General features: G+C 58.5%; 20 protein-coding genes, 2 tRNA genes and 2 rRNA genes. 11 read left to right on the top strand and 13 right to left on the bottom strand.

The genetic code is table 11. The annotated features are described in order from the left end of the window. Window positions 1-113 precede the first annotated feature (113 nt). The 3 genes from leuC (at window position 114) to JFT85_RS06565 (ending at window position 3,458) form a co-directional block, all read left to right on the top strand. Window positions 114-1,532, top strand: coding sequence for a 3-isopropylmalate dehydratase large subunit (gene leuC / locus JFT85_RS06575; protein WP_069551654.1), 1,419 nt, complete (start codon window positions 114-116; stop codon window positions 1,530-1,532). After that, window positions 1,529-2,143: a 3-isopropylmalate dehydratase small subunit gene (gene leuD, locus JFT85_RS06570; protein WP_053255316.1), complete on the top strand. Its 615-nt coding sequence runs from the start codon at window positions 1,529-1,531 to the stop codon at window positions 2,141-2,143. The genes leuC and leuD overlap by 4 nt, the downstream gene beginning before the upstream one ends. Window positions 2,144-2,216: 73 nt before the next feature. Then, entirely contained in the window at window positions 2,217-3,458 is a 1,242-nt protein-coding gene (locus tag JFT85_RS06565; RefSeq protein WP_139372201.1) for an MFS transporter, read from the top strand. On the opposite strand, the gene JFT85_RS06560 is transcribed toward JFT85_RS06565, so the two are convergent. The 5 genes from JFT85_RS06560 to soxR all read right to left on the bottom strand — a co-directional run bounded on the left by JFT85_RS06560 (window position 3,439) and on the right by soxR (window position 8,061). After that, entirely contained in the window at window positions 3,439-4,353 is a 915-nt protein-coding gene (locus JFT85_RS06560) for a LysR substrate-binding domain-containing protein (RefSeq protein WP_053255318.1), read from the bottom strand. The genes JFT85_RS06565 and JFT85_RS06560 overlap by 20 nt on opposite strands. 79 nt (window positions 4,354-4,432) lie before the next feature. Beyond that, on the bottom strand, window positions 4,433-5,734 hold the full coding sequence (locus JFT85_RS06555; RefSeq protein ID WP_053255319.1) for a dicarboxylate/amino acid:cation symporter: 1,302 nt from the start codon (window positions 5,732-5,734) through the stop codon (window positions 4,433-4,435). A gap of 97 nt (window positions 5,735-5,831) precedes the next feature. Further along, window positions 5,832-6,707: an alpha/beta fold hydrolase gene (locus tag JFT85_RS06550; RefSeq protein ID WP_201229540.1), complete on the bottom strand. Its 876-nt coding sequence runs from the start codon at window positions 6,705-6,707 to the stop codon at window positions 5,832-5,834. Between the two features lie 236 nt (window positions 6,708-6,943). Continuing rightward, the gene (locus JFT85_RS06545) at window positions 6,944-7,402 is read right to left on the bottom strand and encodes a VOC family protein (protein ID WP_053255321.1); all 459 of its coding nucleotides are present in this window, start codon (window positions 7,400-7,402) and stop codon (window positions 6,944-6,946) included. Window positions 7,403-7,611: 209 nt separating this feature from the next. Further along, entirely contained in the window at window positions 7,612-8,061 is a 450-nt protein-coding gene (soxR, locus tag JFT85_RS06540) for a redox-sensitive transcriptional activator SoxR (protein ID WP_053255322.1), read from the bottom strand. Window positions 8,062-8,161: 100 nt separating this feature from the next. Between soxR and JFT85_RS06535 the strand changes: the two genes are divergently transcribed. After that, window positions 8,162-8,527 (top strand): antibiotic biosynthesis monooxygenase, encoded by a 366-nt coding sequence (locus tag JFT85_RS06535; RefSeq protein ID WP_053255323.1) that lies wholly within the window; start codon window positions 8,162-8,164, stop codon window positions 8,525-8,527. On the opposite strand, the gene JFT85_RS06530 is transcribed toward JFT85_RS06535, so the two are convergent. The 4 genes from JFT85_RS06530 to msuE all read right to left on the bottom strand — a co-directional run bounded on the left by JFT85_RS06530 (window position 8,516) and on the right by msuE (window position 12,682). Then, the gene (locus JFT85_RS06530) at window positions 8,516-9,619 is read right to left on the bottom strand and encodes a sigma-54 interaction domain-containing protein (protein ID WP_073636860.1); all 1,104 of its coding nucleotides are present in this window, start codon (window positions 9,617-9,619) and stop codon (window positions 8,516-8,518) included. The two genes, JFT85_RS06535 and JFT85_RS06530, sit on opposite strands and share 12 nt — an antisense overlap. A gap of 11 nt (window positions 9,620-9,630) precedes the next feature. Then, window positions 9,631-10,818 (bottom strand): acyl-CoA dehydrogenase family protein, encoded by a 1,188-nt coding sequence (locus JFT85_RS06525; RefSeq protein WP_053255325.1) that lies wholly within the window; start codon window positions 10,816-10,818, stop codon window positions 9,631-9,633. Between the two features lie 148 nt (window positions 10,819-10,966). Beyond that, complete coding sequence (ssuD, locus tag JFT85_RS06520) at window positions 10,967-12,109, bottom strand: FMNH2-dependent alkanesulfonate monooxygenase (protein ID WP_069551660.1); 1,143 nt, start codon at window positions 12,107-12,109, stop codon at window positions 10,967-10,969. 9 nt (window positions 12,110-12,118) lie between these two features. Beyond that, window positions 12,119-12,682: an FMN reductase gene (msuE, locus tag JFT85_RS06515; protein ID WP_053255368.1), complete on the bottom strand. Its 564-nt coding sequence runs from the start codon at window positions 12,680-12,682 to the stop codon at window positions 12,119-12,121. A gap of 398 nt (window positions 12,683-13,080) precedes the next feature. Here msuE and JFT85_RS06510 point away from each other — a divergent pair, with 398 nt between their 5' ends. The 3 genes from JFT85_RS06510 (at window position 13,081) to JFT85_RS06500 (ending at window position 16,602) form a co-directional block, all read left to right on the top strand. Further along, window positions 13,081-13,350: a hypothetical protein gene (locus tag JFT85_RS06510; RefSeq protein WP_201229538.1), complete on the top strand. Its 270-nt coding sequence runs from the start codon at window positions 13,081-13,083 to the stop codon at window positions 13,348-13,350. A 233-nt stretch (window positions 13,351-13,583) separates the two neighbouring features. Beyond that, window positions 13,584-14,744 (top strand): cysteine desulfurase family protein, encoded by a 1,161-nt coding sequence (locus JFT85_RS06505; protein WP_053255328.1) that lies wholly within the window; start codon window positions 13,584-13,586, stop codon window positions 14,742-14,744. A 49-nt stretch (window positions 14,745-14,793) separates the two neighbouring features. Continuing rightward, complete coding sequence (locus JFT85_RS06500) at window positions 14,794-16,602, top strand: aminopeptidase P family protein (RefSeq protein WP_201229536.1); 1,809 nt, start codon at window positions 14,794-14,796, stop codon at window positions 16,600-16,602. Between the two features lie 62 nt (window positions 16,603-16,664). On the opposite strand, the gene JFT85_RS06495 is transcribed toward JFT85_RS06500, so the two are convergent. The 4 genes from JFT85_RS06495 to rhtA all read right to left on the bottom strand — a co-directional run bounded on the left by JFT85_RS06495 (window position 16,665) and on the right by rhtA (window position 19,470). After that, window positions 16,665-17,255 carry a 2-hydroxychromene-2-carboxylate isomerase gene (locus JFT85_RS06495; protein ID WP_069551661.1) on the bottom strand — a complete coding sequence of 197 codons (591 nt, stop codon included), beginning with the start codon at window positions 17,253-17,255 and terminating at the stop codon, window positions 16,665-16,667. 36 nt (window positions 17,256-17,291) lie between these two features. After that, window positions 17,292-18,023, bottom strand: coding sequence for an SDR family oxidoreductase (locus JFT85_RS06490; RefSeq protein ID WP_078827962.1), 732 nt, complete (start codon window positions 18,021-18,023; stop codon window positions 17,292-17,294). Window positions 18,024-18,135: 112 nt separating this feature from the next. After that, complete coding sequence (locus JFT85_RS06485; protein ID WP_053255332.1) at window positions 18,136-18,417, bottom strand: hypothetical protein; 282 nt, start codon at window positions 18,415-18,417, stop codon at window positions 18,136-18,138. 165 nt (window positions 18,418-18,582) lie between these two features. After that, window positions 18,583-19,470, bottom strand: a complete 888-nt coding sequence (rhtA, locus tag JFT85_RS06480) for a threonine/homoserine exporter RhtA (protein ID WP_053255333.1) — start codon at window positions 19,468-19,470, stop codon at window positions 18,583-18,585. A 697-nt stretch (window positions 19,471-20,167) separates the two neighbouring features. Here rhtA and JFT85_RS06475 point away from each other — a divergent pair. The 4 genes from JFT85_RS06475 to JFT85_RS06460 all read left to right on the top strand — a co-directional run bounded on the left by JFT85_RS06475 (window position 20,168) and on the right by JFT85_RS06460 (window position 25,111). Continuing rightward, window positions 20,168-21,704 (top strand): 16S ribosomal RNA (locus tag JFT85_RS06475). A gap of 82 nt (window positions 21,705-21,786) precedes the next feature. Next, window positions 21,787-21,863, top strand: a tRNA-Ile gene (locus tag JFT85_RS06470). 30 nt (window positions 21,864-21,893) lie between these two features. Continuing rightward, window positions 21,894-21,969 (top strand) — tRNA-Ala (locus JFT85_RS06465). A 250-nt stretch (window positions 21,970-22,219) separates the two neighbouring features. Next, window positions 22,220-25,111: ribosomal RNA gene (locus JFT85_RS06460) — 23S ribosomal RNA — on the top strand. Together the 16S and 23S rRNA genes with 2 tRNA genes alongside form the textbook arrangement of a ribosomal RNA operon. Window positions 25,112-25,219 lie beyond the last annotated feature (108 nt).

Below are 25,219 nucleotides of genomic sequence, written 5' to 3'. Positions count from 1 at the left end.
TTCGCGCCTTGATCGAACACGAAACATGTTCCAAGCCATCACCCAGGTGCCATTGATGGGGCCGGGGGGCTGCGTAGGATGGGGGCACACCGTTGAGTGAGCCCGAAGAAAAAATGACTGCCAGAACCCTCTACGACAAACACATCGATTCCCATACGGTGTGCCCCCTGGACGACCAGGGCCATGTCCTTCTGTACATCGACCGCCAGGTGATCAACGAATACACCAGCCCCCAGGCGTTCAGCGGCTTGCGCGAGGCCGGGCGTAAGGTTTGGCGCCCTGGCACGGCGCTGGCGGTGGTTGACCATGTAAACCCCACCACGCCCACGCGTATCGCGGCGATGCCCGATGCGGGCGGCGCGCGGCAGGTGTCGTACCTGGCGGAAAACTGCCAGGATTTCGGCATCGAGCTGCTGGATATCCTCGACAAGCGCCAAGGCATCGAACACGTGATTGCGCCGGAGCAGGGCTTCATTTTGCCGGGCATGGTGATCGCCGCCGGTGATAGCCACACCACCACCTACGGCGCATTGGGCGCGTTCGGGTTTGGCATCGGCACCTCCGAAATCGAGCACCTGCTGGCCTCGCAGACCCTGGTCTACAAGCGCCTGAAAAGCATGCGTGTGACCGTCGACGGCAAACTGGCGCGCGGCCTGACCTCCAAGGACGTGATCATGGCGCTGATCGGCAAGATCGGCGCGTCCGGTGCCACCGGCTACGCCATTGAGTTTCGCGGTTCCACCGTGGATGCGCTGAGTGTCGAAGCGCGCATGACCATCTGCAACATGGCCGTGGAAGCCGGTGCGCGCGGCGCATTCATGGCGCCGGACGAAAAAGTTTTCGCCTACCTCAAGGGCAAGCCTCGCGCGCCGAAAGGCGCGTTGTGGGAACAGGCACTGGTCGGCTGGCGCCAGCTGCATTCGGATGCCGACGCCGTGTTTGATCAAGAAGTGCAGCTCGATGCCAGCACCCTGGAACCCATGGTCACTTGGGGCACCAGCCCCGACCAGGCCGCCCCCATCGGCGCCCGCGTGCCCGACCCGCAAGAGGTGAGCGACCTGATCCTGCGCCAGGACATGCGCCGCGCGCTGAATTACATGGGCCTGGAGGCCGGCATGCCGCTGAGCGATATCGTGATCAGCCATGCGTTTATCGGCTCTTGCACCAATGCCCGCATCGAGGACCTGCGCGACGCTGCCAGTGTGGTGCGCGGCAAACACGTGGCCGACCACGTACGGGCGATGATTGTCCCCGGCTCCACCGCCGTGCGCGACCAGGCCGAAGCCGAAGGGCTCGCGGCGATCTTTATCGACGCCGGCTTCGAATGGCGCCAGTCCGGCTGCTCGATGTGCCTGGCGATGAACGACGATGTGCTGGCCCCCGGCGACCGCTGCGCGTCCAGCACCAACCGCAACTTCGAAGGGCGCCAGGGCGCCGGCGCCCGCACTCACCTGATGAGCCCGGCCATGGTCGCCGCCGCCGCCATCACCGGCCGCCTCACCGATATTCGTCACTTTGGAGACCGCGCATGAGCCTGCAACCGTTCACCCAGGTCACCGGCAAGGCTGCGCCGATGCTTGCAGCGAATATCGACACCGACGTGATCATGCCCAAGCAATTTCTCAAGGGCATCGACCGCAGCGGTCTCGACCGAGGGTTGTTCTTCGACCTGCGCTTCCTCGCGTCAGGCGAGCCCAACCCGGCATTCGTGCTCAACCAGCCGGCCTGGCAGGGCGCGTGCTTTATGGTGGTCGGGCCGAACTTCGGCTGTGGCTCCAGCCGTGAGCATGCGGTGTGGGGCTTGAAGCAAATGGGGATTCGCGCGCTGATCGGCAGCCGCTTTGCCGGGATTTTTTATGACAACTGCCAGCGTAACGGCGTGTTGTTGATCACTCTGGACGATGCGCTGCTGCAGGCGCTCGGGCAGACCGTAAGCCAGCCTGAACAGGCGCAGATCAGTGTGGATCTGCAGGCGCAGCAGATTCGCCTCGCGGACGGCCAGGTGATCCCCTTCCAGATCGACACCTTGCGCAAGACCGCGCTGCTGCTCGGCCTGGATGCGATTGGCAGCACTTTGCAGCGCAGTGACCAGATCCAGGCGTTCGAGCGCAGGCACCTGGCGGCCAACCCCTGGCTTGGTTGACACACCGGGCACCGTAGACTTAAGTGGGACCGACAAGGAAGTCGGCTCATTATAAGAAAAGGAAGTCTCTGCCATGCACGTGCTGAACGTTGAGCCTGAATCAACGCGCTCGACCCGCAATGCACGCTTGATCATCTTCGCGCGCGGGGTGTCGGATTTCGGCGCGTTCCTCAACATGGTGGCGTTGTCCACTTACGTGTATTGGCTCAGCCACAGCGTGATGTTTGTCAGTGTCTTCCTGGCGTGCCGCGTTACCGGTGGGATTATTGCGAGCCTGTTCGGGATTGCTTTTTTCAGGCGCTTTGCCGGACGAGGCACGTTGGCCGGGCTGGACCTTGCCCGAGCCTTATTGCTGATGCCGCTGCTGGTGTTGATACCGACACAGCAGCTCAGCGTGCTGCCCTTCATCGCGTTTGGCATCGGCTTGTGCAATTCGTTGTTTGCGATTGGCCTGAACAGTCAGTTGCCCACCTGGGTAGCGCTGGAGCAGCGGGTTTCCACCAATGCATGGATTACTTCTGCGGCCGCCACCGGTGCGGTGTTTGGCAGCTTGTTGTCCGGGGTGCTGATTGCCACGGCGGGATTCGAAGCCGTGTTTGCCGTGAACATCGGCACCTATATCGTTGCCGCCTGCCTGATCCTGCCGTTGCGGGCGTTGTACTCAGGTGCGATGTCCGTGCATCGAGGCCTCGCGGCTGAATGGCATGAACTGAAGAAAGGCCTGCGGAGCGCGCCGGTGCTGGCCGCGATGTTATTGATCAGCCTGCTCGACACCCTTGGCAGCGCTGCGCATAACGTCGGCTGGCCGGTGTTGTCCCAGTACATTTCGCCCGATACGGCAAAAACCGTGATGGGCTACCTGCTGGCGGTTTGGGCCTGTGGCAAGTTCGTGGGCGCGCGGCTGGCCAGTGCCGTGTTGAAAAATCGTGGTACCGCAGGCATGGAGCGCCTGTTTATGGCCGGTGTGGCGCTGATGTCCAGCGGCTTTATCCTGACCTTCCAACAAAGCGAACTGTGGCTGGCGCTGGTGTGGGTGGTGTGGGCGGGGTTGGGAGATGGTATTTCCGAGGTGGCCTTGGTTTCCCGCGCGCAGAGTGAACCGGATAGCCTGCGCCTGCCGCTCTTCAGTTTATTGACCCTGATCCAGATGGCCGGCTTTGGCGTAGGCATGCTCGTGGTCGGGCCGTTCTACCTGACGTGGGCGCCGGCCCAAGTGATTGTGTTGTTCCACGGGCTGCCGTTGACCGCCCTGGTGGTCATGGGCCTATGGCTGGGTTACAGCGCCAATCGGGGCGTCAGATCGACAACCCCTTGAAGTGCTCCTGCAAAAATTCCACACACGCTCTTAATTTCCCGGAGTAGGCCAACCGCGTCGGGTATACCGCCCACACGTTGGCGCTCTGGGTGTAGCCGTGCAACACCTGCACCAGCTTGCCTTGTTCGAGCAGCGGCTTCACATCCCACATCGAGCGCAGCAACACCCCGCGTCCGTCCAGGGCCCACTGCAACACGATCTCGCCATTGTTGGAGGACAGCGGCCCGCGTACGCGAACACTTTGCGCGCTGCCATCACGCTCCAGGTTCCAGATGCCAAAGGCGTTGTCACGCTCCTTGAGCACCAGGCAGTCGTGCTGCTCCAGGTCACTCAACTGTTGCGGGGTGCCCCGACGCTTCAGGTAAGCCGGCGCCGCGCACAGCACTCGGCGGTTGCTCACCAAGCGTCGGCCGATGTGTTGACCGGGAATGTCATCGCCCACGCGAATTTCCAGGTCGAAGCCTTCGCTGACGATGTCCACCACGCGGTCGAACAGGTCCAGGCGAATTTCCAGGTCCGGGTATTGTTCGGCCAGCAACGACAGGGCCGGCGCCACATGGTTGCGGCCAAAGCCGAAGCTGCTGCACATATGCAGATGCCCACGGGGGCTGTCGTGGGCGTCGCAGAGTTCATCGGAAAGTTGCTGGAAGTCTTCGAGGATGCGCACGGCCCAGCGCTGCACCCGTTCACCGTCTTCGGTGAGGGCGATGCGCCGGCTGGTGCGGTGCAGCAGGCGAGTGGCCAGGGTGGTTTCGAGGATCTGGATGCGCTTGCTGACATACGCAGGCGACAGCCCCAACTCATCGGCAGCGGCGGCGAAACCCGCCTTGCGAATCACGGTCAGGAACACCCGCAGGTCTTCGGGTAGGGGCACGTTATCTTTCTTGTTAGTCATCAGAAAACAAGCGTGGCGGCATGAGCCGCCAGCATAGCACCGGATGCGCGCACCTTCCGGCGCGGCTGGGCGTGAATGCCTATTCGGCAGCAATCTTCGCTTGCGCGGCACGCGCATGCCGGCCATGTTTGAGGGCAATCGGCGCCATCTTGTCGCGATCCAGTTCACCTTCCCAGGCGGCCACCACCAGCGTGGCGACGGCGTTACCGATGATATTGGTCAGCGAGCGGCATTCAGCCATGAAGCGGTCGACACCGAGGATCAGCACCATCGCTGCCACCGGTACGGTCGGCACCACCGCCAGGCTCGCCGCCAATGCCACAAAGCCGGCACCGACGACGGCACCGGCGCCTTTGGAGGTGAGCATGGCCACGGCCAGCAACGTCAATTGTTGCTCCAGCGGCAGGTCGATATTGGTGGCCTGGGCCAGGAACAACACCGCCAAGGTCATATAGATGTTGGTGCCGTCCAGGTTGAAGGTGTAGCCGGTCGGCACCACGATACCCACCACGCCTTTGGACGCGCCGAGGCTTTCGAGTTTCTGGATCAGTTGCGGCAGCGCCGACTCCGACGAGCTGGTGCCGAGCACGATCAGCAGTTCCGACTTGATGTAACCCATCAACTTGAAAATGCTGAAGCCGGCGTAACGGGCGATGCTGCCCAGTACCACCGCGACAAAAAACAACGCGGTGATATAGAAGGTGCCGACCAGCTTCAGCAGCGGCAGCAATGAGCCCACGCCGTACTTGCCGATGGTGAACGCAATCGCGCCGAAGGCACCGATAGGCGCTACACGGCTGATCATCGCCACGATGCGGAAAAACACCTCGCTGGCCTGGTTGATGACACTCACCAGCGGCCGCGCTTTCTCACCGACCATTACCAGGCCGAGGCCGAACAGCACGGAAATAAACAGCACCGGCAGAATTTCACCTTTGGCGAAGGCGTCGAAAAAGGTCCCGGGGATGACATTCAGCAGAAACCCGGTCACGCCCTCACTGTGCTGCGCCTGGCCGACAAAGCCGGCGATGGCTGAACTGTCGAGGGTCTTCACGTCGATATTGAAACCCACGCCGGGGTGCAGCAGGTGTGCAGCGAGAATGCCGATCAGCAGCGCGATGGTCGAAACGATCTCGAAGTACAGCAGCGCTTTGCCGCCCACGCGGCCGACCTGTTTTACATCGTGCATGCTGGTGATGCCGGAAACCACCGTGCAGAAGATGATCGGGCCGATGATCATCTTGATCAGCTTGATAAACCCGTCGCCCAGCGGCTTGAGGTCGATACCGATTTGCGGCCATACGTGGCCGATCAATACACCCAGCGCGATCGCGATGAGCACCTGTACGTAGAGGGTTCCCAGCAGTTTTCGGATTGTCATTGTTATTATCTCGAGGGGCTTTTTTTGGGCAAAGCGAACCCGTCGCAGGCATTTTCAGCCGGCGAGGCGGGTCCGTCAGGTCACGGGGGCATACGGCTCAGCGCAGGAAGTCGAGGACTTCGCCAAGCAACACTTCAGGCACTTCTTCAGCAAGATAGTGGCCGGCGGGCAGTGCTTTGCCACGTACATCGGTGGCGACTTTCTGCCACTCCTCCAGCGGTTCGAAACAGCGGCCCACAGTGCCGTCGGCGCCCCACATCACCAGCAACGGCAGGTTCAGGTGGTGGCCGGCGTCGATGTCCGCCTGGTCGTGCTCAAGGTCGATACTGGCGGCAGCACGGTAGTCTTCGCAGATACCGCGAGCCGTACCTGGCAGTTGCAGGCAGCGCAGGTACTCGGCGAAGGCTGCATCGGTAAACGGCTTGAGCCCGGCACTGCGGCTGCCCATCACGCTGCGCAGGTAGAGTTGCGGGTTGCTCTCGATCAACGCCTCCGGCAGCGGCGCCGGGCGGATCAGGAAGAACCAGTGCCAGTAGGCGCGGGCGAAGGTCTCGTCGGTTTGGGCGTACATCGCCAGGGTTGGCGCAATATCCAGCAGCACCATGCGTTGCACGGCCTTGGGATGGTCCAGCGCCAGGCGATGGGCGACCCGGGCACCACGGTCGTGGGCCAGTACCGAGAACGTGTCAAAGCCCAGCGCCTTCATCAGTTCGACGCCGTCGCGGGCCATTTCCCGCTTCGAGTAGTTGCTGTGGTGATCGTCGGCCGGCGGCTTGGTGCTGTCGCCATAGCCGCGCAGGTCGGCTGCCACCACGCTGAAATGCTCGGCCAACTGTTCGGCGACTTTGTGCCAGATGACGTGGGTTTGCGGGTGCCCGTGCAGCAGGAGCAGACCCGGACCTGTACCGCCTTTGCGGTAGCTGATGTCCACGCCGTTGACGTGGCACTGGTCTTTTTGGAATCCGGCGAACATGGAATGACTCCTCGTGATGATTGCCTGCATCCTGGAATCACGCAGCATTCGGGGCAAGGGGGAAAGCGTGTAGGGGTTGTTCATGAAGTGTGTAGGAGCCTGCCGGCCAGGCTCTATTGTTCAAACAACGAGGCCCCTGTGGGCGCGGGCTTGCCGGCGATGGTATCGACGCGATAGACCCGGATACGCCGAGGTATCTGCATCGCAGGCAAACCAGATGGGGGGCAGGCGCGATCTCAGCCTTGCGTGAACATCGCTTCGGCGCGCTGGCGGATCTGTGCTTCGGTCAGGTCTTCTTTGCGTGTGGCCAGGAACCACAGGTGGCCGAATGGATCTTTTACGCTCGCCGACCGGTCGCCGTAGAACTGATCCTTAGGCTCTGACACCACACTGGCGCCGGCCGCAACGGCGCGTTCGAATTGCGCATCCACGTCGTGCACATACAGGTGCAGACCGACACTGGTGTGTTCATCCGGATTGCGCAATGCCATTTCAGCGCAGGGCGAGCCCAGCATGAGCGCCGAGTCACCGATGCGCAGTTCGGCGTGGCCGACCTTGCCGTCGGGCATGTCCAGGCGCATGACTTGCGTGGCGCCGAAGGCTTTCTTGTAGAACGCGATGGCTTCGGCGGCGTTGTCGATGCCCATATAAGGCGTGACGCTGTGATAACCCTCGGGGATAGGTTTGGCACTCATGTCGTTCTCCTTGATTGGGGTTATGGAGGTACGGGTTATTCACTATAGGCCACGTATCGCGCGGTTTGCGGGTAGCCGACGAGGTGTTGGCCCGGCAACAGTGAACCGGCAGATGGCTGCGTCAAAGACGGTGTTTGATCGCGATTGGGTGGTCACACCGTCTGTGTCGCGCCCCGACGATCCGCTCCCACAAGGGTTGCCTCTGCCGGTCAGGTTTCGGGGGTGGGCTCCAACAGCTGTGCCCCCGGCCCACGCTCGCCGAGTTGATCATCCTGATTACGCAAAGGGCACGCGTCCAACGACAGGCACCCACACCCAATGCACCCACTGAGTTTGTCGCGCAGCAGCAACAATTTGTTGATGCGATCGTCCAGGTCCTCTCGCCACAGCGCCGACAGACGTTCCCAATCCTGCTTCGTAGGCGTGCGCTCATTCGGCAAGGTCTGCAATGCTTCGCCAATGGTCGCCAGCGGAATCCCCAAGCGTTGGGCAATCTTGATCACCACCACCCGCCGCAACACATCCCGTGGGTAGCGGCGCTGGTTGCCCGCATTGCGGTTGCTCTTGATCAGCCCCTTGGACTCATAGAAGTGCAGCGCCGTGACCGCTACGCCACTGCGGGCGGCCAGTTGGCCGACGGTGAGTGCTTTGTTGAGCATGAAAAACTCCGAATCAATGCTTGACCTTGACTTAACTAGAGGTTTTACCCTGCGTGGCATCGAATCGCAAGATTCTGCCTACAGAGAAAGGGGAGTGTTCATGCAGGTATCAGAGAAGAGTCGCAGCTTCACTCAATTGATCGAGTTTCAGATCGAGCCCCGGCAGCAGTCTGCCCTGGTGGCGGCCTTGTCCATCCAAAGCGAGCGCCTCGCCCAAGGCCATGGCGGCTTTATCAATGCGAGTGTGCAGGTCAGCGAGGACGGGCGGCGGGTGCTCAATTACCTGCAATGGCGCTCCCGTGAGGACGGTGAGGCGGCGTTTGAATGTTTTGAGCACGGCGAGGAAGATTTCTGGACGCTGATCCGCGCTCACCAGGCCACGGCGGTGACGTTTGGTTCGTTCCAGGTGCTGCGCAGCTTTGAGCGCAGCCATGACAACGCCTTGCACTGCCGCCTAAATGGATAGGTGCAGCATCCGCTCACCTTGCACGTTTTCCCCAGGGCGGCGCTTGTTCACCGCCAGCTCGCCGATCTTGATCAGACGTGTGCGCGTGACGTTGCGGCTCAAGCCCAGCAGGCTGGCGGTGTGCACCTGGTTGTAATGGCTGAAGCGGTAGGCGGCGCGCAATAACGCGTCCTCGACCTTTTCGTGCAGGGCGCCGGCCTGTTCCTCGAACAGCTTTTGAAACGCGCGCGCCAGCAACGCTTCTGCGCTGTTATCGCTGGTGTGCTGGCTGTCGTCCTGACGCTCGATGCGCAGGTTCGACAGGCGCAGATCATCGCGTTCGATCACGCCGTTGCGGCAGATCAGCAGGGTGTGGTGAATCACGTTTTCCAGCTCGCGAATATTGCCTGGCCAGCTGTAGCTTTTGAGCTTGTGTTCGGCCTCGCGGCTGATGGTGATGGGGCCATAGCTCAGGCGCTGACTGTAAGCTTCAATGAAATGCCGGGTCAGCGGCAGGATGTCGCCGGGGCGCTCGCGCAGCGGGCTGAGCTCAAGGCTGACGACGTCAAGGCGGTAGTAGAGGTCTTCGCGAAAATGCCCGGCATTAATCGCCTTTTCCAGTTGCACGTTGGTCGCGGCCAGCACGCGCACGTCGATGGGGATGCTCTTGCGCGAGCCCAGGCGCACCACCTCGCGTTCCTGTAATACACGCAACAGTTTGACTTGGATCGCCATCGGCAAGTCGCCGATCTCATCCAGGAACAACGTGCCGCCGTCGGCTTCTTCGAACCAACCGGCCTTGGCACTGAGCGCGCCGGTAAAGGCGCCTTTTTCATGGCCGAACAGCTCGGCCTCCACCAGCGATTCGGAAAACGCCCCGCAGTTCACCGCCACGAACGGTCGGTTGCGCCGTGCGCTGAGGTTATGAATGTGACGCGCTACCAGCTCTTTACCGGTGCCGGTCTCGCCGATGATCAGCACGCTGGCCTCGCTGGGCGCCACTTGCTGGATGTGGTCGAGCAGCGCCTGGGATTTCGGGTCTTCGAAGACTTGGGCCGTGGCGCGAATCGACGTCGCGAGGGCGGGCGAGGGCGGTAAGGTTAAAAGCTGCATGGGCACCTCTCTTAAGAGTAGAACGTCGGTATTGGCAGGGAATGGTTCAACGCCCAGTCCCCGAGTTCGTGGAGCTTGTAGTCCACCGGATCGTGCAAGGTTTGGGTGCGCAGGTTGCGCCAGTGGCGGTCCAGGCGCAGCGAGGCGTGGGTGGAGCGCGCGCCGGTGACTTCAAACAGGCGGCTGCACAACTCCAGGCCTTGGCGCGTGGCGGCGACTTTCGCGGTGGCGATCGCAATGGCCAGTTGGCCGCGTTGGTGTTCACTGAGGTTAGGGCCTTTGGCCCAGGCCTGATCGAGCAGATCGGCAGCGCGTTCCACCAGCAGGCGCACGCCTTCCAAGGCCACCCAGAACTCGCCGTAATGGTGCAGAACATAAGGGTCCTGGCGTACGTCGTCGGCCGAGGATTTATGCCATGAACGGGTTTCGGTCAGGGTGTAGTTGCGCGCTTCTTCAAACGCGCCCTCGGCAATGCCGAGAAACATATGCGTGAAGGTCAGCTGTGCGATCAGTGGGCGCAGGCAGGCGAACGGCGTACTCAGTGGGCCTGGGTCGAGCAGCAATTCCGACTCCTCGACGCGTACCCGTTCGAAGCTGGCGCTGCCGCTGTCAGTCTGGCGCTGGCCGATATTGTTCCAGTCATTGTGCAGGGTGATGCCGCTGCGACCGCTGGGGATGGCAGCAATCAGCAGTTTGCCGCCAGCGCTGTCATCCACGGCAGAGGCAATCAGCATTTCCGAATCGCTGGCGCCGGAGCAGAAGCTCTTCTTGCCGGAGAATTCACGCCAGCCACCAAAATCCTTGACCACCGTGCGTGTGTCCAGCGGGTTGAGGGCATTGCCCCAGAACCAGTTTTTGCGGGCGGTTTGTTCGAACCAGGGTTGCCATTGATCCGGGCGCGCAAATAGGCGCACGGTGGCGAGCATCAAGTGGTGGAAACCGAAAACGTGCGCGAGGGAGCTGTCGACCTTGGCGAACTCGCGAACGATACCCAGGGTTTCACTCCAGCGTGCGCCGAGGCCACCGTATTGGGTGGGAATGCTCAGGGCCAGCAGGCCGCTTTGGCGCAGGGCGTCTCGTTCGGCTTTCGGGGTGCCGCCACGCTCATCACGTTCGACGGCGGTGAGGGCAAATTCGGCGGCCAGCAGTTTGGCGGTCTGCAATGGCGATGGCAGCACGCTGTGGGGTTTGGCTGTCACACGATGTTCCTCAATATCGGTTGGGCAAAGAAGGCCAAAGGTGGACGCGGGCTTGCTCGCGAAAGCGGTGTGTCAGATCGCAAATGAATTGACTGAACGGACGCATTCGCGAGCAAGCCCGCTCCCACATCAAGCAGACTCAGCGCGCTCAGGCCTTGGTTGTGGGCAACACATCGTTGGCAATCATTTCGCCAAACGGGCCCGTGAGGTTGGTGACACCACGCCCGGCAAGGCTGGCGTAGGGTTCCGGCAACAGCGGGAACACCAACTCAGCAAAGCGATAGGCTTCTTCCAGGTGCGGGTAGCCGGAGAAGATGAAGCTCTCGATGCCCAAGTCGGCGTACTCTTTGATGCGCTCGGCGACCTGCTGCGGGTTACCGACCAGTGCCGTACCAGCACCGCCGCGTACCAGGCCGACGCCGGCCCACAGGTTGGGGGCGATTTCCAGGTTGTCGCGGCGCCCGTCGTGCAAGGCGGCCATGCGGCGCTGGCCTTCGGAGTCAAAGCGCGAGAAGGATTTTTGCGCCGCTGCGATGGTGTCGTCGCTGATGTGCTCGATCAGTTTGTCGGCGGCTTTCCAGGCGTCTTCTTCGGTCTCGCGCACGATCACGTGCAGGCGGATACCGAACTTCACGGTGCGGCCTTTACGCGCGGCACGCTCGCGGACATCCGCGAGTTTTTCCGCAACGGCGGCGGGCGGCTCGCCCCAGGTCAGGTACACGTCCACCTGTTCGGCGGCAAGGTCGTGGGCGGCGTCGGAAGAACCGCCGAAGTACAGCGGCGGATACGGCTTCTGCACCGGCGGGTAAAGGGCCTTGGCGTTCTGTACGCGCAAGTGCTTGCCTTCGAAGTCCACCGATTCGCCCTGCAACACACGACGCCAGATCTGCAGGAACTCGTCGGAGACTTCGTAGCGTTCGCTGTGGTCGAGGAAACTGCCGTCGCCTCGGTTTTCGTCGGGGTCGCCGCCGGTCACCACGTTGATCAGCAAGCGGCCGTTGGACAGGCGATCCAGGGTAGCGGCCATGCGTGCCGAGACCGTGGGCGAGATAATGCCCGGGCGGATCGCTACCAGATAACGCAGGCGTTCAGTCAGCGGTACCAGCGCCGAGGCGATAACCCAGGAGTCTTCGCACGAGCGGCCGGTAGGAATCAACACGCCGTAGTAACCGAGGCTGTCAGCTGCTTGTGCGACTTGTTTCAGATAGTGGAGGGTGACCGGCCGTGCGCCTTGGGTGGTGCCCAGGTAATGACCGTCGCCGTGGGTTGGCAGAAACCAGAAAACATCCATGACAAATCCTTAAGCGATTTTCAGCAGAGAAGGAGAGTGCGCAGCAAACAGTGGCGCTGCGCGTTCTGCGGCAAGGCGGATACGGCCCTTCAAGGGCTCACTGGTTATGTGGTAATCGGTGAAATCGGCTTCAGTGGCGTACACGCCGATCGGCAGGGTCAGCGCTTGGAAGAAGCTGAACAGCGGGCGCAGTTGGTGATCAAGGACCAGTGCGTGGCGTTCGCTACCGCCAGTGGCCGCGAGCAACACCGGTGTGTTGATCAGCGCGTTCAGGCCGACCAGATCGAACAGGTGCTTGAGCAAGCCCGGGTAGGAACCGCGATAGACCGGTGCGGCAACGACTAGCAGGTCGGCCTGTTCGATGGCCAACAGTTGGGCTTCGACCTCGGCCGGCAGTTCATCACGGGACAGGGCACCGCCCAAAGGCCGGGCGATGTCACCCAGTTCGATCAGCGTGGTCTGGATTGGCAGCAGGCTCGCCAGTTCGGCCAGCACGGCTTGGGTCAGCACCAATGTGCGGGATGGGCGCCAGGTTCCGCCGGAGAGGGCAACAACATTCAGGGGACGGGTCATAAACAGTTCCTTTTTCAACAGTGGTTCATTGCAAGAGAAGTGAAACGTCTTGAGCAAGCGCCGTACCAACGGCTGCAAGCCTTGATTTACATAGGCTGCGCGCTCACTGCTGAGAAAGTTGCTGTTGTCGACCTGGTGTTTTGTTGAATGACTGTTGCGTGAGCAACAGTTGCAGGGCGAACAGTGTCGTTCGCTGTGCAGGCAGTTATAGAGGGTTACTTTTATTCCGTAAATGAACGTATTTCCATATTTATAGATCTGAAAAGAATATGTATTACCTACTATCGAGGATGCCTTAATGGTTGATAGCGACTATCACGGCGGGTGATTTTTCACCGTGCGAGGGCGGGAGTAGCCTGTGTTCATTGACTCGAAACCTCCTTCGCAGGACCTCCACCATGAAGCATTTTCTGACTGTTTCCTTAATAGTTGTCAGCTCCGTCCTCGCCGGTTGTGCGACCCATCCATCGCCCGAATCGCGCCCCTACACCGCAGAAGAAACCAAGCAGTTGGCGTTGGAAGCCTTGGGCCGCCGCGGCCTGTCGTTTGATGAGTATCAGCAGCAGCGTGCTGCACTCACCGGCCAGCCACCGAAGCCCTTCGGCTTTGATCACCAGGGTGAAATGAACGCTGAACGCAGTGTGGTGTTGCATGGTCGTCCCAGTTGAGTTCGCGCCGAGCGGTAAAAAGCCCGAGGATTCCCTTAAGGAACCTCGGGCTTTTTGTTTGCCATGGGGTTACTTCAGCCTGTTAAGCTGGATTTCAGGAGCGTTCCTACGCACATTTAAATAAAGTGGTCCTTCTTTAATGGCATTCGATCGGTTAAACCTGACGACCTCTGTTCCGGTCGATGCCCCTGAGACGCTGCTCTTGGGAATACGCTCTGCGAGTCTTAAACGTCATGAATAAACGTCCGTTGTATTTCGACTACGCCGCCACCACGCCGGTGGATGAGCGGGTCATCCAGGTGATGGTCGAGTGCCTGGGCTTCAATGCCAACTTTGGTAACCCTGCGTCCAGTTCCCATGCGTTCGGCCAAGCCGCCCGGCAAACGGTAGAACAGTCGCGCCGTCAGGTGGCCGAGTTGGTCGGTGCCCAACCCGAGCAGATCGTCTGGACCTCCGGCGCTACGGAGTCCAACAACCTCGCGATCAAGGGTGTGGCCCAGGCGCGTGGGGTGGCGGGTGGGCATATCATCACCAGCCAGATCGAGCACAAAGCCACGCTGGACACCGCGCGGCAACTGCAGGAAGCCGGGGTGGCCGTGACCTACCTGGTGCCGGATGCCGAAGGGCTGATCAGCGCCGAAGCGGTCAGCGAGGCGCTGCGCGAAGACACCTTTCTGGTGTCCTTGATGCTGGTGAACAATGAGCTGGGCACCCTGAACGATATCCCCGCCATCGGCGCGCGGGTGCGTGAGCATGGCGCGCTGCTGCACGTGGATGCGGCGCAAGGTGCGGGCAAGGTAGCGATCGACCTGGCTGAGTGGCCAGTGGATTTGATGTCGTTTTCCGCCCACAAGCTTTACGGTCCCAAGGGCATTGGCGCGCTGTATGTCGGCCCGCGTGCGCAACAGAAAGTGTTGGCGCAGATTCACGGCGGTGGTCACGAGGGTGGGTTGCGCTCCGGGACGCTGGCGACCCACCAGATTGCGGGTATGGGCACCGCGTTCGCCCTGGCGGCAGCGTCGTTCTCTGCAGAAAAGGCCACGATCGTCGCCTTGCGTCAGCGCCTGTTGGATCAGTTGGAGTCGGTGGCGGGTGTGCGCCTCAATGGCAGCCCTACACAACGCATTCCCCATACGCTCAGCCTCACGTTCAGTGAAGGTGAGTTCAATTCCGCCGCATTGAGCGCAGGCATCGCCTTTTCGGCAACCTCGGCGTGCAACTCGGCGAGCAATGCGCCGTCCCACGTGCTTCTGGCCCTGGGCCATGACGCACGCAGCGCGGGCCGCACCATTCGCTTGAGCCTGGGTCGGTTTACCACCGAACAGGACATCGACCAAGCCGTGCAATTGATCAAGGCCGCACTCGCCAGTGCACCGGCATTCTGGTCCGTCTGATTTTTCATTCGCAGCACATAACAATTATTAGTGGTTAGCAGGAGACACAATGAGTACTCAGCCTTTGACCCATGGATCCGTTCCCCAGCGCCTGGCGCTGACCCGCGAGCTGATGAGCCGCGAGGGTATCCACGCCCTGCTGGTGCCGTCGGCCGACCCGCATTTGTCCGAGTATTTGCCGGGTTACTGGCAGGGGCGGCAGTGGTTGTCCGGGTTTTATGGCTCGGTGGGGACGTTGATTGTCACCGCAGATTTCGCCGGTGTCTGGGCCGACAGCCGTTATTGGGAGCAGGCGACCAAGGAACTCAAGGGCAGTGGTATCGAGTTGGTGAAGTTGCAACCGGGCCAACCCGGCCCGCTGGAGTGGCTGGCTGAAAACACTCCGCAAGGCGCTGTGGTGGCGGTGGATGGTGCGGTGATGGCCGTGGCCTCGGCGCGTACCCTGGGCGGCAAGCTGACGGAGCGCGGCGCACGCTTGCGTACCGATATCGATGTGCTGAATGAAGTCTGGCACGACCGCCCCGCGTTGCCGTCCCAGCCGATTTACCAACACCTGCCTCCGCAGGCCACCGTCAGCCGCGGCGAAAAACTCAGCGCGCTGCGCGCCAGCTTGAAAGAGAAGGGCGCCGACTGGCATTTCATCGCCACCCTGGATGACATCGCCTGGTTGTTCAACCTGCGTGGCGGTGATGTGTCGTTCAACCCGGTGTTCGTGTCCTTTGCCCTGATCAATCAGCAGCAGGCCACTTTGTTTGTCGCGCTGAGCAAGGTCGACGCGGAACTGCGCGCAATCCTGGAGCAGGATGGTGTGACCTTGCGCGACTACAGCGAAGTGGCTGATGCGCTGCGTGCCGTGCCGTCGGGTGCCAGCTTGCAAGTTGACCCGGCTCGCGTGACCACAGGGTTGCTGGAGAATCTCGATGCGGGGGTCAAGCTGGTCGAGGGGCTGAACCCGACTACGCTGGCCAAATCCCGCAAAAGCCTGGCTGACGCGGAGCATATTCGCCGGGCCATGGAGCAGGATGGTGCGGCGCTGTGCGAATTCTTCGCTTGGTTGGACGGTGCGTTGGGCCGCGAGCGCATCACCGAGCTGACTATCGACGAACACCTGACGGCGGCACGCACCCGTCGCCCCGATTATGTATCGCTGAGTTTCAACACCATTGCTGCATTCAATGCCAATGGCGCGATGCCGCATTACCACGCTACTGAAGAAGAGCATGCACTGATCGAGGGCGATGGTTTGCTGTTGATCGACTCGGGCGGCCAGTACCTCGGCGGCACCACCGATATCACGCGGATGGTGCCGATCGGTACGCCGAGTGAGGAGCAGAAGCGCGACTGCACGCGGGTCCTTAAGGGCGTGATTGCGCTGTCTCGTGCACACTTCCCCAAGGGCATTCTGTCGCCGTTGCTGGATGCGATTGCGCGTGCGCCGATCTGGGCTGAAGGTGTGGACTACGGCCATGGTACGGGCCACGGCGTAGGCTATTTCCTGAATGTGCATGAAGGCCCGCAGGTGATCGCCTACCAGGCCGCCACTGCGCCACAGACCGCGATGCAGCCGGGAATGATTACTTCGATTGAACCGGGCACTTATCGCCCAGGTCGCTGGGGTGTGCGTATTGAGAACCTGGTATTGAACCGTGAAGCCGGCAAGACCGAGTTCGGTGAGTTCCTCAAGTTTGAAACGCTGACCTTGTGCCCAATCGACACGCGTTGCCTGGAGCCATCGTTGCTGACGGTGGACGAACGCGCGTGGTTCAACGCCTACCACGCCGAAGTGCGTGAGCGTTTAAGCCCGTTGCTCAACGGTGCTGCATTGGAGTGGCTGCAGGTGCGTACCGCGGCTATTTGATCGGCATGCGCCGCTTGCGAAGTGCTCGCAAGCGGCGTTCAAGGGCGGTGGGCGTTCAACGCCTAGCTGAGCGCTTCGCGCACAAAATCCAGACGGTCCTGACCGAAGAACATGTCATTGCCTACAAACATGCTGGGTGCACCGAAAACGCCGCGCTGAATAGCCTCTTCGGTTTTGTCCTTGAGCGCTGTTTTTGTGCGTTCATCATTGGCCAGGGCCAGCACTTCGTCAGGGTCGAAGCCTGCTTCGGTCAGAACCGCAGCCACCCCCGCGGGATCGCCCAGGTTGCGGCCTTCAACCCAAATGGCGCGGAACAGGCAGTCAATAAACGCCTGGAAGCGTTCTGGCTGACGTAGTTGGATACCGGTAACGGCGCGCATCAGCACCAAGGTGTTGATGGGGAAGTGCGGGTTGAACTTGAGCGTCACGTTGTAGCGTTTTGCGTACCGCGCCAAGTCATTGAACATGTAACGACCTTTGGCCGGCACGGTGATTGGCGAGGCGTTGCCTGTGGCCTTGAACACGCCACCCAGCAACATCGGCTGATAGACCAGTTGCGTGCCGGTTTCGGCGCATAAGGCAGGCAATTGGGTATAGGCCAGGTAAGTGGCCGGGCTGCCGAGGTCAAAGAAGAACTCCAGGGTTTTACTCATGGCGATACTCGCTGCTTATTATTGGGGGGATAGCGCTTACCAGGCTTCATTCCAGGGGCGCAGATCCAGCTCAAAGGTCCAGGCGTCACGTGGTTGGCTGTGCAGGTACCAATAGTTGTCGGCGATGTGTTCCGGATTGAGGATGCCGTCCTGATCTTTCAGGGCGTATTTCTGCGGAAAATTGTCGCGAATGAAGTCAGTGTCGATTGCACCGTCGACCACCACATGGGCCACGTGGATATTCCTAGGGCCCAGTTCTCGCGCCATGCTTTGCGCGAGGGCGCGGATGCCGTGCTTGGCGCCGGCGAATGCGGCAAATCCGGCTGCTCCGCGCAAACCGGCGGTGGCGCCGGTGAACAGGATGGTGCCTCTATTGCGGGTCACCATACGTTTGGCAACTTCGCGAGCATTCAGGAAACCGGAGAAGCAGGCCATCTCCCATATCTTGAAGTATTTGCGGGCGGTCTCTTCCAGGATGCTGCATGGCACATTGGCGCCGATGTTAAACACGAACGCTTCGATGGGCCCCAGCTCGGTTTCGATCTGTTCAATCAGTGCGATCACGTCTTCCTCTTTACGTGCATCACAGGCAAAGCCATGAGCTTCACCCCCCATCGATTGGATACTGTCCACAAGGGGCTGCAACTTGTCGGCACTGCGACGGGTGACGCAGGCCACGTAACCTTCGCGGGCAAAGCGCTTGGCAATGGCGCCGCCGGTAGCATCACCGGCACCCACTACCAATACGATTTTCTTGTTATGTGTCATGGCAACTCCATTGGCTCGATTGTCGAGCTGGAGTGTAGCCGTGGCGTCGCGAATGGCCGGTTGGGGTGGGAATTTAAGAAGGGCGGAGCAGTCGGGGGGACTGCTCGGGCGGTCATTTACAGATGACGATCATGCTGCGGCTGGTGTAGCCGGCCGGGTTGATGCCGAAAGGATAGTCCCCCGGCTCTTCGGAGTTGTCGCCGGACTTGGCGATAACCCGGTAGCCCTTGGCACCGCAGGAATTGGTTGCACTGGTGTAGCACTGGTCCCAGGAGGAGGACAGGCCTGAACAGTTGATATGTAGCCCTTTTTTGCCGCGTTTCACTTCTGTCTTGGTGGTCGCAGCGCAGCCTGCTATGCCCACGACCATTAACAGTATCAAAATTCTTTTCATCACTATCCTTAATAGCCGCTTCGCAAAAAGGCTCGATGCAGGCTTTACGCGCTCTCGATTGTAGCGTTCAGCTGTCCGTGTCGAAATTCTCCATGAAAGACATTCGCTTACGGCCTAAACATGGCCTAAATGAGCGGCAAATACCAGAGCTACCTGCGATGACGATCAATCGGCTGGCACCAGTGGTTTGGATTCATTGCGCATGGTCAGCGTGGCGCCGACGGAGGCCAGAATGATGCAAGTGATCGCCATCCATTGCGCGAGGGACAAGTGTTCTTGCAGGAAAAACAGGCCGGAGAGCGCGCCGAATGCGGGCTCGATGCTCATCAACGTACCGAAGGTGCGGGCAGGAAGGCGAGTGAGGGCGACCATTTCCAGGGTGTAGGGCAGGGCAGTGGATAGAATGGCAACACCCAGGGCGACGGGAATCAGCGCAGGCGTCAGTAATGCGCTGCCGGCATGCACGATGCCGATCGGTGCTACGAACAAGGCAGCGATCATTACCCCGAGTGCCGCAGTTTGCACGCCATTGTCATTGCCGGCTTTCTGGCCGAACAAAATATAGAGTGCCCAGCACACCCCTGCGCCCAATGCGTAGGCGGCGCCGGTCAAGTCGATACCGCTGCTGGCTTCGCCCGTCGGGATCAGCAACAGAAGGCCCGCAATCGCAAGGCCAATCCATAAAAAATCCACAGCTCTGCGTGAGGCGTAGATAGCCACGGCGAGGGGGCCTGTGAATTCCAGCGCTACCGCGATGCCCAAAGGGACTGTGCGCAATGACATATAGAAGAGGAAGTTCATGCCGCCCAACGCCATTCCATAGACGATGACTGTGCGCAGGGACTTTGCCGTCAGCCTGGCGCGCCATGGGCGTAATAGAAGCAGCATGATTACGCTGGCAAAAATCAGGCGCAGGGTGGTGGTGCCCTGTGCGCCGACGATGGGAAACATGCTTTTGGCCAGCGAGGCACCGGACTGGATGGAAGCCATGGCGATCAACAGCAGGCCGACAGGAAACAATGCCGAGGCCAGGCTGCGCGGTGGGGTGGTCATTGGGGGTGTTCGTCCGAAGTCATAGTAGAGAAGCAGAACGCATATGATGCTTAACTGGCTGGGTTTGAGCAATATATTGCTCAGCTGATGGGTTTTGGCGTTCTTCATAGAAGCGGTTTGTAGATTTTCGATTGTTTGATAGAGAATCCAAATAAACGGTTGACGGCAGATTCTGGACGTCTATAATTCGCCCCACTTCCGGCGCAGTCGAAACGGAAAACTCCTTGGTAAACAAGAAGTTATGCAGAATTCGACAGCGAGTTGCTTCAGGTCATCGAAGCCCAGAAGGAGTTGGTAGAGCAGTGTTGTTTGGCTCTATTAACGTTTCGATCCTCTCGGTCGAAAGCGGAGGAAAAGAGGTGTTGACAGCAGCGTGTAACGCTGTAGAATTCGCCTCCCGCTAACGAGAGATCGGAAGCGCAAGTGGTTGAAGTTGTTGAGGAATTCCTCGAAAACTTCTGAAAATAATCACTTGACAGCAAATGAGGCTGCTGTAGAATGCGCGCCTCGGTTGAGACGAAAGATCTTAACCAACCGCTCTTTAACAACTGAATCAAGCAATTCGTGTGGGTGCTTGTGGAGTCAGACTGATAGTCAACAAGATTATCAGCATCACAAGTTACTCCGCGAGAAATCAAAGATGTAACCAACGATTGCTGAGCCAAGTTTAGGGTTTCTTAAAAACCCAAAGATGTTTGAACTGAAGAGTTTGATCATGGCTCAGATTGAACGCTGGCGGCAGGCCTAACACATGCAAGTCGAGCGGTAGAGAGAAGCTTGCTTCTCTTGAGAGCGGCGGACGGGTGAGTAAAGCCTAGGAATCTGCCTGGTAGTGGGGGATAACGTTCGGAAACGGACGCTAATACCGCATACGTCCTACGGGAGAAAGCAGGGGACCTTCGGGCCTTGCGCTATCAGATGAGCCTAGGTCGGATTAGCTAGTTGGTGAGGTAATGGCTCACCAAGGCGACGATCCGTAACTGGTCTGAGAGGATGATCAGTCACACTGGAACTGAGACACGGTCCAGACTCCTACGGGAGGCAGCAGTGGGGAATATTGGACAATGGGCGAAAGCCTGATCCAGCCATGCCGCGTGTGTGAAGAAGGTCTTCGGATTGTAAAGCACTTTAAGTTGGGAGGAAGGGCATTAACCTAATACGTTAGTGTTTTGACGTTACCGACAGAATAAGCACCGGCTAACTCTGTGCCAGCAGCCGCGGTAATACAGAGGGTGCAAGCGTTAATCGGAATTACTGGGCGTAAAGCGCGCGTAGGTGGTTTGTTAAGTTGGATGTGAAATCCCCGGGCTCAACCTGGGAACTGCATTCAAAACTGACTGACTAGAGTATGGTAGAGGGTGGTGGAATTTCCTGTGTAGCGGTGAAATGCGTAGATATAGGAAGGAACACCAGTGGCGAAGGCGACCACCTGGACTAATACTGACACTGAGGTGCGAAAGCGTGGGGAGCAAACAGGATTAGATACCCTGGTAGTCCACGCCGTAAACGATGTCAACTAGCCGTTGGGAGCCTTGAGCTCTTAGTGGCGCAGCTAACGCATTAAGTTGACCGCCTGGGGAGTACGGCCGCAAGGTTAAAACTCAAATGAATTGACGGGGGCCCGCACAAGCGGTGGAGCATGTGGTTTAATTCGAAGCAACGCGAAGAACCTTACCAGGCCTTGACATCCAATGAACTTTCTAGAGATAGATTGGTGCCTTCGGGAACATTGAGACAGGTGCTGCATGGCTGTCGTCAGCTCGTGTCGTGAGATGTTGGGTTAAGTCCCGTAACGAGCGCAACCCTTGTCCTTAGTTACCAGCACGTAATGGTGGGCACTCTAAGGAGACTGCCGGTGACAAACCGGAGGAAGGTGGGGATGACGTCAAGTCATCATGGCCCTTACGGCCTGGGCTACACACGTGCTACAATGGTCGGTACAGAGGGTTGCCAAGCCGCGAGGTGGAGCTAATCCCACAAAACCGATCGTAGTCCGGATCGCAGTCTGCAACTCGACTGCGTGAAGTCGGAATCGCTAGTAATCGCGAATCAGAATGTCGCGGTGAATACGTTCCCGGGCCTTGTACACACCGCCCGTCACACCATGGGAGTGGGTTGCACCAGAAGTAGCTAGTCTAACCTTCGGGAGGACGGTTACCACGGTGTGATTCATGACTGGGGTGAAGTCGTAACAAGGTAGCCGTAGGGGAACCTGCGGCTGGATCACCTCCTTAATCGACGACATCAGCTGCTCCATAAGTTCCCACACGAATTGCTTGATTCATTGAAGAAGACGATAAGAAGCAGCCCGAAATTGGGTCTGTAGCTCAGTTGGTTAGAGCGCACCCCTGATAAGGGTGAGGTCGGCAGTTCGAATCTGCCCAGACCCACCAATTTTGTGTGGGAAACGCCTGTAGAAATACGGGGCCATAGCTCAGCTGGGAGAGCGCCTGCCTTGCACGCAGGAGGTCAACGGTTCGATCCCGTTTGGCTCCACCACTACTGCTTCTGAAGTTTCGAAAGCTTAGAAATGAGCATTCCATTGTGATGATGGTGAATGTTGATTTCTAGTCTTTGATTAGATCGTTCTTTAAAAATTTGGGTATGTGATAGAAAGATAGACTGAACGTTACTTTCACTGGTAACGGATCAGGCTAAGGTAAAATTTGTGAGTTACTCGTAATTGAGTATTATCGAATTTTCGGCGAATGTTGTCTTCACAGTATAACCAGATTGCTTGGGGTTATATGGTCAAGTGAAGAAGCGCATACGGTGGATGCCTTGGCAGTCAGAGGCGATGAAAGACGTGGTAGCCTGCGAAAAGCTTCGGGGAGTCGGCAAACAGACTTTGATCCGGAGATGTCTGAATGGGGGAACCCAGCCATCATAAGATGGTTATCTTACGCTGAATACATAGGCGTAAGAGGCGAACCAGGGGAACTGAAACATCTAAGTACCCTGAGGAAAAGAAATCAACCGAGATTCCCTTAGTAGTGGCGAGCGAACGGGGACTAGCCCTTAAGTGGCTTTGAGATTAGCGGAACGCTCTGGAAAGTGCGGCCATAGTGGGTGATAGCCCTGTACGCGAAAATCTCTTAGTCATGAAATCGAGTAGGACGGAGCACGAGAAACTTTGTCTGAATATGGGGGGACCATCCTCCAAGGCTAAATACTACTGACTGACCGATAGTGAACTAGTACCGTGAGGGAAAGGCGAAAAGAACCCCGGAGAGGGGAGTGAAATAGATCCTGAAACCGTATGCGTACAAGCAGTGGGAGCAGACTTTGTTCTGTGACTGCGTACCTTTTGTATAATGGGTCAGCGACTTATTTTCAGTGGCGAGCTTAACCGAATAGGGGAGGCGTAGCGAAAGCGAGTCTTAATAGGGCGTCTAGTCGCTGGGAATAGACCCGAAACCGGGCGATCTATCCATGGGCAGGTTGAAGGTTGGGTAACACTAACTGGAGGACCGAACCGACTACCGTTGAAAAGTTAGCGGATGACCTGTGGATCGGAGTGAAAGGCTAATCAAGCTCGGAGATAGCTGGTTCTCCTCGAAAGCTATTTAGGTAGCGCCTCATGTATCACTGTAGGGGGTAGAGCACTGTTTCGGCTAGGGGGTCATCCCGACTTACCAAACCGATGCAAACTCCGAATACCTACAAGTGCCGAGCATGGGAGACACACGGCGGGTGCTAACGTCCGTCGTGAAAAGGGAAACAACCCAGACCGTCAGCTAAGGTCCCAAAGTTATGGTTAAGTGGGAAACGATGTGGGAAGGCTTAGACAGCTAGGAGGTTGGCTTAGAAGCAGCCACCCTTTAAAGAAAGCGTAATAGCTCACTAGTCGAGTCGGCCTGCGCGGAAGATGTAACGGGGCTCAAACCATACACCGAAGCTACGGGTATCACGTAAGTGATGCGGTAGAGGAGCGTTCTGTAAGCCTGTGAAGGTGAGTTGAGAAGCTTGCTGGAGGTATCAGAAGTGCGAATGCTGACATGAGTAACGACAATGGGTGTGAAAAACACCCACGCCGAAAGACCAAGGTTTCCTGCGCAACGTTAATCGACGCAGGGTTAGTCGGTCCCTAAGGCGAGGCTGAAAAGCGTAGTCGATGGAAAACAGGTTAATATTCCTGTACTTCTGGTTATTGCGATGGAGGGACGGAGAAGGCTAGGCCAGCTTGGCGTTGGTTGTCCAAGTTTAAGGTGGTAGGCTGGAATCTTAGGTAAATCCGGGATTCTAAGGCCGAGAGCTGATGACGAGTTAACTTTTAGTTAACGAAGTGGTTGATGCCATGCTTCCAAGAAAAGCTTCTAAGCTTCAGGTAACCAGGAACCGTACCCCAAACCGACACAGGTGGTTGGGTAGAGAATACCAAGGCGCTTGAGAGAACTCGGGTGAAGGAACTAGGCAAAATGGCACCGTAACTTCGGGAGAAGGTGCGCCGGTGAGGGTGAAGGACTTGCTCCGTAAGCTCATGCCGGTCGAAGATACCAGGCCGCTGCGACTGTTTATTAAAAACACAGCACTCTGCAAACACGAAAGTGGACGTATAGGGTGTGACGCCTGCCCGGTGCCGGAAGGTTAATTGATGGGGTTAGCTAACGCGAAGCTCTTGATCGAAGCCCCGGTAAACGGCGGCCGTAACTATAACGGTCCTAAGGTAGCGAAATTCCTTGTCGGGTAAGTTCCGACCTGCACGAATGGCGTAACGATGGCGGCGCTGTCTCCACCCGAGACTCAGTGAAATTGAAATCGCTGTGAAGATGCAGTGTATCCGCGGCTAGACGGAAAGACCCCGTGAACCTTTACTATAGCTTTGCACTGGACTTTGAATTTGCTTGTGTAGGATAGGTGGGAGGCTTTGAAGCGTGGACGCCAGTTCGCGTGGAGCCAACCTTGAAATACCACCCTGGCAACTTTGAGGTTCTAACTCAGGTCCGTTATCCGGATCGAGGACAGTGTATGGTGGGTAGTTTGACTGGGGCGGTCTCCTCCTAAAGAGTAACGGAGGAGTACGAAGGTGCGCTCAGACCGGTCGGAAATCGGTCGTAGAGTATAAAGGCAAAAGCGCGCTTGACTGCGAGACAGACACGTCGAGCAGGTACGAAAGTAGGTCTTAGTGATCCGGTGGTTCTGTATGGAAGGGCCATCGCTCAACGGATAAAAGGTACTCCGGGGATAACAGGCTGATACCGCCCAAGAGTTCATATCGACGGCGGTGTTTGGCACCTCGATGTCGGCTCATCACATCCTGGGGCTGAAGCCGGTCCCAAGGGTATGGCTGTTCGCCATTTAAAGTGGTACGCGAGCTGGGTTTAGAACGTCGTGAGACAGTTCGGTCCCTATCTGCCGTGGACGTTTGAGATTTGAGAGGGGCTGCTCCTAGTACGAGAGGACCGGAGTGGACGAACCTCTGGTGTTCCGGTTGTCACGCCAGTGGCATTGCCGGGTAGCTATGTTCGGAATAGATAACCGCTGAAAGCATCTAAGCGGGAAACTAGCCTCAAGATGAGATCTCACTGGGACCTTGAGTCCCCTGAAGGGCCGTCGAAGACTACGACGTTGATAGGTTGGGTGTGTAAGCGCTGTGAGGCGTTGAGCTAACCAATACTAATTGCCCGTGAGGCTTGACCATATAACACCCAAGCAATTTGACTACTCCTGACTTGGAAACAAGCAGAAGCATCAGATTGCGGTGTGTGAAGACGATAGAACCGAAAGTTCGAATTTCACAAAACACCGA

The organism is Pseudomonas sp. TH04, from assembly GCF_016651355.1.
Classification (GTDB): domain Bacteria; phylum Pseudomonadota; class Gammaproteobacteria; order Pseudomonadales; family Pseudomonadaceae; genus Aquipseudomonas; species Aquipseudomonas fluorescens.
The sequence above is the reverse complement of the archived record's forward strand: the minus strand, read 5'-3'. Positions and strand labels throughout refer to the sequence as shown.

Excerpts from the sequence above, each read along its gene's own strand:
- leuC (WP_069551654.1), top strand. The coding sequence starts at position 114 with ATGACTGCCAGAACCCTCTACGACAAACACATCGATTCCCATACGGTG.
- leuD (WP_053255316.1), top strand. The coding sequence starts at position 1,529 with ATGAGCCTGCAACCGTTCACCCAGGTCACCGGCAAGGCTGCGCCGATG.
- JFT85_RS06565 (WP_139372201.1), top strand. The coding sequence starts at position 2,217 with ATGCACGTGCTGAACGTTGAGCCTGAATCAACGCGCTCGACCCGCAAT.
- JFT85_RS06560 (WP_053255318.1), bottom strand. The coding sequence starts at position 4,353 with ATGACTAACAAGAAAGATAACGTGCCCCTACCCGAAGACCTGCGGGTG.
- JFT85_RS06555 (WP_053255319.1), bottom strand. The coding sequence starts at position 5,734 with ATGACAATCCGAAAACTGCTGGGAACCCTCTACGTACAGGTGCTCATC.
- JFT85_RS06550 (WP_201229540.1), bottom strand. The coding sequence starts at position 6,707 with ATGTTCGCCGGATTCCAAAAAGACCAGTGCCACGTCAACGGCGTGGAC.
- JFT85_RS06545 (WP_053255321.1), bottom strand. The coding sequence starts at position 7,402 with ATGAGTGCCAAACCTATCCCCGAGGGTTATCACAGCGTCACGCCTTAT.
- soxR (WP_053255322.1), bottom strand. The coding sequence starts at position 8,061 with ATGCTCAACAAAGCACTCACCGTCGGCCAACTGGCCGCCCGCAGTGGC.
- JFT85_RS06535 (WP_053255323.1), top strand. The coding sequence starts at position 8,162 with ATGCAGGTATCAGAGAAGAGTCGCAGCTTCACTCAATTGATCGAGTTT.
- JFT85_RS06530 (WP_073636860.1), bottom strand. The coding sequence starts at position 9,619 with ATGCAGCTTTTAACCTTACCGCCCTCGCCCGCCCTCGCGACGTCGATT.
- ssuD (WP_069551660.1), bottom strand. The coding sequence starts at position 12,109 with ATGGATGTTTTCTGGTTTCTGCCAACCCACGGCGACGGTCATTACCTG.
- msuE (WP_053255368.1), bottom strand. The coding sequence starts at position 12,682 with ATGACCCGTCCCCTGAATGTTGTTGCCCTCTCCGGCGGAACCTGGCGC.
- JFT85_RS06510 (WP_201229538.1), top strand. The coding sequence starts at position 13,081 with ATGAAGCATTTTCTGACTGTTTCCTTAATAGTTGTCAGCTCCGTCCTC.
- JFT85_RS06505 (WP_053255328.1), top strand. The coding sequence starts at position 13,584 with ATGAATAAACGTCCGTTGTATTTCGACTACGCCGCCACCACGCCGGTG.
- JFT85_RS06500 (WP_201229536.1), top strand. The coding sequence starts at position 14,794 with ATGAGTACTCAGCCTTTGACCCATGGATCCGTTCCCCAGCGCCTGGCG.
- JFT85_RS06495 (WP_069551661.1), bottom strand. The coding sequence starts at position 17,255 with ATGAGTAAAACCCTGGAGTTCTTCTTTGACCTCGGCAGCCCGGCCACT.
- JFT85_RS06490 (WP_078827962.1), bottom strand. The coding sequence starts at position 18,023 with ATGACACATAACAAGAAAATCGTATTGGTAGTGGGTGCCGGTGATGCT.
- JFT85_RS06485 (WP_053255332.1), bottom strand. The coding sequence starts at position 18,417 with ATGAAAAGAATTTTGATACTGTTAATGGTCGTGGGCATAGCAGGCTGC.
- rhtA (WP_053255333.1), bottom strand. The coding sequence starts at position 19,470 with ATGACCACCCCACCGCGCAGCCTGGCCTCGGCATTGTTTCCTGTCGGC.